Origin of the sequence: Herbaspirillum sp. B65 (genome assembly GCF_000333555.1) — a bacterium.
Lineage (GTDB): Bacteria > Pseudomonadota > Gammaproteobacteria > Burkholderiales > Burkholderiaceae_D > Herbaspirillum > Herbaspirillum rubrisubalbicans.
Genome location: NZ_BADI01000021.1, coordinates 1 through 5,223 on the forward strand (window position 1 = coordinate 1; position 5,223 = coordinate 5,223).

At 62.4% G+C, this 5,223-nt stretch carries 4 protein-coding genes and 1 pseudogene; all 5 read left to right on the top strand.

Annotated elements, in window-relative coordinates; all coding sequences use genetic code 11:
• Window positions 1–1,369, top strand: a pseudogene (locus I5W_RS00410) (UDP-glucose dehydrogenase family protein); the annotation flags it as partial.
• Window positions 1,370–1,394: 25 nt separating this feature from the next.
• Window positions 1,395–2,342 carry a D-glycero-beta-D-manno-heptose-7-phosphate kinase gene (rfaE1, locus tag I5W_RS00415; protein WP_050010594.1) on the top strand — a complete coding sequence of 316 codons (948 nt, stop codon included), beginning with the start codon at window positions 1,395–1,397 and terminating at the stop codon, window positions 2,340–2,342.
• A gap of 126 nt (window positions 2,343–2,468) precedes the next feature.
• Window positions 2,469–2,879: a ComEA family DNA-binding protein gene (locus I5W_RS00420; protein WP_044527771.1), complete on the top strand. Its 411-nt coding sequence runs from the start codon at window positions 2,469–2,471 to the stop codon at window positions 2,877–2,879.
• A 288-nt stretch (window positions 2,880–3,167) separates the two neighbouring features.
• Window positions 3,168–4,139 (top strand): sensor domain-containing diguanylate cyclase, encoded by a 972-nt coding sequence (locus tag I5W_RS00425; RefSeq protein WP_044527772.1) that lies wholly within the window; start codon window positions 3,168–3,170, stop codon window positions 4,137–4,139.
• A 97-nt stretch (window positions 4,140–4,236) separates the two neighbouring features.
• The coding region (gene dnaX, locus I5W_RS00430; RefSeq protein ID WP_044527773.1) for a DNA polymerase III subunit gamma/tau at window positions 4,237–5,223 on the top strand (987 nt) is incomplete at its 3' end.

The window sequence follows — 5,223 nt, forward strand, 5'->3', positions numbered from 1 at the left end:
ATCATCGGCACCGGCTACGTTGGCCTGGTGACCGGCGCCTGCCTGGCCGTAACTGGGTAACGACGTGTTCTGCCTGGACCTCGACCAGCGCAAGGTCGATATCCTCAACAACGGTGGCATCCCTATCCACGAACCCGGCCTGGAAGAAGTGGTGGCCCGCAACCGCGCTGCCGGTCGTCTGCAATTTTCCACCGACGTGGCCGCCAGCGTGGCCCATGGTGACATCCAGTTCATCGCCGTGGGTACCCCGCCCGACGAAGACGGCTCGGCCGACTTGCAATACGTGCTGGCTGCAGCACGTAACATCGGGCGTCACATGGAAGGCTTCAAGGTAGTGGTCGACAAGTCCACCGTGCCGGTCGGTACTGCCGACCGTGTCAAGGCCGCCATCGGCGCCGAACTGGCAACGCGCGGCAAGACCGAATTGAGTTTTTCGGTCGTCTCCAACCCGGAATTCCTCAAGGAAGGCGCGGCAGTCGAAGACTTCATGCGTCCTGATCGCATCGTCATCGGCCACGACCAGAGCCCCGAAGGCCTGCGTGCGCAGGCACAGATGAAAAAGCTCTACGCGCCCTTCAACCGCAATCACGAACGCACCTACTGGATGGACGTGCGCTCGGCCGAATTCACCAAGTACGCCGCCAACGCCATGCTGGCCACGCGCATTTCCTTCATGAATGAACTGGCCAACCTGGCCGATCGTGTCGGTGCCGATATCGAGTCGGTGCGTCACGGCATCGGTTCGGACCCGCGCATCGGTCACAGCTTCCTCTATGCCGGCTGTGGCTATGGCGGTTCCTGCTTCCCCAAGGATGTACAGGCACTGGAACGTACCGCGCGCGACTATGACCAGTCGCTGCTGATCCTGCGCGCGGTGGAACAGGTCAATGATCTGCAGAAACATGTGCTGGGCAAGAAGGTGGTGAACCGCTTCGGCGACGATCTTTCCGGCAAGCATTTCGCCATCTGGGGGCTGGCCTTCAAGCCCAATACCGACGACATGCGCGAAGCATCTTCGCGCGTGCTGATCGACGAACTGGTGCGGCGCGGCGCCAGCGTGGCGGTCTATGATCCGGTGGCCATGAAGGAAGCAGCGCGTGTGCTGGAGCTGGATTTCGCTGACGACGCCAGCCTGCTGCAACGCATCCGCTTCGCCACGTCGCCCATGGATACCTTGCAGGGTGCCGACGCCCTGGCCATCGTCACCGAATGGAAAGCCTTCCGCAGCCCCGACCTGGAGCGCGTCAAGGCAGCCTTGAACCATCCGGTCATCTTCGATGGCCGCAATCTGTTCGATCCCCAGGTGATGGCCGACAGCGGCGTCGAATACTACGGTATCGGTCGTTCGCTGCCAGCGCGTGTGCAATAAGCGATAGAAAAAACAGGACAACAAGGTGGGCCAAATCGTGGACAAGAATATCGCATCGGCCTGGGATGCCGCCCGTATCCTCATCGTCGGCGACGTCATGCTGGACCGTTACTGGTTCGGCGAAGTCAACCGCATCTCGCCCGAAGCTCCGGTGCCGGTGGTGCGGGTCGAGCGCAAGGAAGAGCGCCTGGGCGGCGCGGCCAACGTGGCGCGCAATACTGCCAGCCTGGGCGCCCAGACCGCACTGCTGGGCGTGACCGGCGACGATGAACCGGCCCGCGTGATGGACCACATGCTGGGCGAGATGGGCATCCACAGCCATCTCAATCGCGATCCCAGCATCTCCACCATCGTCAAGCTGCGCGTGATCGGTCGCCAGCAGCAACTGGTGCGCATCGACTTTGAAGAAGCCCCCACCGATACCGTGCTGCGCGACAAGCTTACGCAGTTCAATTCGCTGGTGGCCGATTACGACGTCATCATCTTTTCCGACTACGCCAAGGGCAGCCTGGTCAACGTGGCCGAGATGATCGCCACGGCCAGGAAGCTGGGCAAGCGCATCCTGGTCGATCCCAAGGGCGAGGATTTTGCCCGCTATGCCGGGGCGTCCATCCTCACCCCCAACAAGTCGGAGCTGGTCCGCATCGTCGGCCAGTGGAAGAACGAAGCGGACCTCACCGCGCGCGCCCAGCAATTGCGTACCGAACTGAACCTGGAAGCGCTGTTGCTGACCCGTTCGGAAGAAGGCATGAGCCTGTACCGCGAAGGCGAGGTCACGCATTTCCCGACCATGGCGCGGGAAGTCTATGACGTCTCCGGCGCCGGCGACACCGTCATCGGCACCCTGGCCGTGATGCTGGGAGCGGGCGCCTCGCTGGTCGATGCGGTCACTATGGCCAATCGTGCAGGTGGCATCGTGGTCGGCAAACTGGGGACGGCCACCGTCACCCGCGAGGAATTATTGGCAGGATGATTTAAGCGAGCATTTCTAGTCGCTTTACGGTCAACAGGCTGCCTGGCTTGTCGTTGAGCAAGGGCAGTCCACCGCATGGTGGGCTGCCCTTTGTTTTTCCTCAACCAAAAGTCGAAAGGAAGCATCATGTTGAAGCACACCCTGTTGTTCATTCTCAGCTTCTTCGTCGCCACCGGCCTGGCCTGGGCCGAAGTGGACGTCAACAAGGCCGACCAGGCCGCGCTGGATGGCGTGCGCGGTATCGGGCCGGCGCTGTCCAAGCGCATCCTGGAAGCGCGCACCAAAGATGGCGCCTTCAAGAGCTGGGGCGACCTGGAAAAACGCGTCAAGGGCATCAAGGACAAGTCTGCCGTCCGGCTCTCCACCAATGGCTTGACGGTCAACGGCCAGTCCCGCTCGGCCGATGCCGCAGCGACTCCGGCGGCTTCGTCTGCCAAATCGGCCAAATCGCCCAAGACCCCGAACGGCGAGAACCAGGACAAGCAAGCTACCACTTCAACCACCAAGGGCGAGCAGCCTGCTGCTGCTGGGAAATGATCTTCACCTTCATCTCTCATCAGGTGAAAATTTCTAAAAGAGAGCCGCCCAGGACGGGCGTTTCGGGCGGATGCCCCATATCATGAGTCCAGCCGGCAAGGCTGGATCGACGGCAGGTCAGGGTGCATGGGAACCTGTCGTTCGGTCGCTTCAGAGGGATGGGTGAGGTTGTCGAGAGCGCCCGGTTTTGTGCTCAACTAATTCTTGTTTCTCGAAAAAATTGCGGTTAAAGTGAGGCGCATCTTGTCGCAAACGTCGGCAACCACGTCCCCCCTGCGCTGATGAACCATGCCAATCGCCGAGCTGCCCGCCAATGAGTCTGCCCGTATCGAGGCCTTGCATTCCTTGCGCATTCTCGATACGCCGCGCGAAGAACGTTTCGACCGCCTGACCCGGCTGGCGCGTCGTCTGTTCGACGTGCCCATGGCCGTGGTGACCCTGATCGACGTGCATCGGCAATGGTTCAAGTCCTGCGTCGGCCTGGGCGATGCCAGCGAGACCTCGCGCGACATTTCCTTCTGTGCCCACGCCATTCTCAACGAAGAACTGACCATCGTGCCCGATGCCCGGCTTGATGCGCGCTTTGCCGACAATCCGCAAGTCATCGGCGAGCCCTACCTGCGCTTTTATGCCGGCTGCCCGATCAAGAGCGAGGGCGGCTTCAACCTGGGCACCTTATGCCTGGTCGACATCGTGCCGCGCAGCTTCGATGCCGAGCAACAGGCCTTGTTGAAAGACCTGGCGGCCATGGTCGAGCAGGAGTTGGTCGCGGTGAGGATGGCCACCATCGACGAGCTCACCGGGGTCTCCAACCGGCGTGGCTTCACTACGCTGGCGCAGCACGCCATGGCTGCCGGCAAGCGCAGCGCGCGTGCGGCCAGTCTGCTGTATTTCGATCTCAATCATTTCAAGCAGATCAATGATCGCTTCGGCCATCTCGAAGGGGATAGGGCGCTGACCGATTTTGCCCGCCTGTTGATGGACAACCTGCGTGAGTCCGACGTCATCGGTCGCCTGGGCGGCGATGAATTCGTGGTGTTCCTGACCAATACCGCCCTGACCGATTCGACCGTGGTGCTGGCCCACCTGGAAGCTGCCGTGCAGGACTTCAACCGCAACGGCCAACGGCCCTACCAACTGGATTATTGCGTGGGCGTAGCGCAGTACGACCCGGCTCGTCACCCGGACCTGTCGGCCCTGCTCGGCAGTGCCGATGCCGCCATGTACGAGCGCAAGAAGGCCAGTCGCGTGCTGGCCTGAGCGACTGGCGCAGCGGTGCCATGCAGGCAAAGGCGATGGCGGCGGCGAAATAGCTTAAAATGCCCCCCTGAGCCAAAAAGCCGACAGCAGCCACCCCATGTCTTATCAAGTTCTCGCCCGTAAATACCGTCCCCGCAGCTTCGACACCCTGGTCGGCCAGGAACACGTCGTGCGCGCGCTGACGCACGCGCTGGAACAGCAGCGGCTGCACCACGCCTACCTCTTCACCGGTACCCGCGGCGTGGGCAAGACCACGCTCTCGCGCATCCTGGCCAAGTCGCTCAATTGCGTCGGCCCTGACGGTACCGGCGGCATCACCGCCGCCCCCTGTGGCGTATGCGAAGCGTGCGTAGCCATCGATGCCGGCCGCTTCGTCGACTACATCGAGATGGACGCCGCCTCCAACCGTGGCGTGGACGAGATGGCGCAACTGCTGGAGCAGGCCATCTATGCCCCTTCGAACGCGCGCTTCAAGGTCTACATGATCGACGAAGTGCACATGCTCACCAACCACGCCTTCAACGCCATGCTGAAGACGCTGGAAGAGCCGCCGGAGCACATCAAGTTCATCCTGGCCACCACCGATCCGCAAAAGATTCCCGTGACCGTACTGTCGCGCTGCCTGCAGTTCAACCTCAAGCAGATGCCGCCCGGCCACATCATCGGCCACCTCGACAATATCCTGAACCAGGAGGGCATCGAATTCGATCCCCCGGCGCTGCGCCTGCTGGCCCAAGGTGCGTCCGGTTCCATGCGCGATGCGCTCTCGCTGACCGACCAAGCCATCGCCTATGCCGCCGGCAAGGTCACGCTGGAAGCGGTGCAAGGGATGCTGGGCGCACTGGACCAGTCCTACCTGATCCGTGTGCTCGATGCGCTGGCCGTGCAGGATGGCGCCGCGCTGCTGGGCGTGGCCGACGACATGGCCACCCGCAGCCTGTCCTACAACGCCGCTCTGCAAGACCTGGGCACGCTGCTGCACCAGATCGCGCTGGCGCAGGCGGTGCCGGCCGCGCTGGCCGATGACCTGCCCAACCGCGAAGATATCCTGCGCCTGTCCGCCCAGTTCAGTGCGGAACATGTG

Bases quoted from the DNA above. Each gene is read 5' to 3' on its own strand.
- I5W_RS00425 (WP_044527772.1), top strand. From the start codon at position 3,168: ATGCCAATCGCCGAGCTGCCCGCCAATGAGTCTGCCCGTATCGAGGCC.
- I5W_RS00420 (WP_044527771.1), top strand. From the start codon at position 2,469: ATGTTGAAGCACACCCTGTTGTTCATTCTCAGCTTCTTCGTCGCCACC.